This is a genomic window from Caballeronia glathei (genome assembly GCF_000698595.1).
Taxonomy (GTDB): domain Bacteria; phylum Pseudomonadota; class Gammaproteobacteria; order Burkholderiales; family Burkholderiaceae; genus Caballeronia; species Caballeronia glathei.
This window is the reverse complement of sequence record NZ_JFHC01000324.1, coordinates 1-379: the sequence shown is the minus strand read 5'-3', so window position 1 is coordinate 379 and position 379 is coordinate 1. Positions and strand designations below refer to the sequence as shown.

The 379-nt window shown below is 65.7% G+C and carries 1 protein-coding gene; it reads right to left on the bottom strand.

The window, feature by feature from the left end; genetic code table 11:
- A partial coding sequence (locus BG61_RS38980; protein WP_035943910.1) for an acyl-CoA dehydrogenase family protein occupies window positions 1–379 on the bottom strand: 379 nt, incomplete at both ends.

Genomic DNA, 379 nt, shown 5'->3' with positions numbered 1-379 from the left:
GAGATCGGAGCCCGCCTGCGGCTCGGTGAGATTCATCGTGCCGGTCCATTCGCCCGAGATGAGCTTCGGCACGTAGAGGCGCTTTTGCTCCTCGGTGCCCGCCGTGAGCAGCGCTTCGATGGCGCCGTCGGTCAGGAGGGGGCACAGCGCGAACGACAGGTTCGCGGAGTTCAGCATTTCGATGCACGGCGTCGCGATCAGCTTGGGCAAGCCCTGCCCTTCATATTCGACGGGATGCAGCACGCCCTGCCAGCCGCCTTCGCTGAATTGCCGGAACGCTTCCTTGAAGCCGGGCGTGGTGGCCACCTCGCCGTTCGACCAGGCGCTCGGGTGCCGGTCGCCTTCGACATTGAGCGGCGCCAGGATTTCGCCGTTGAAG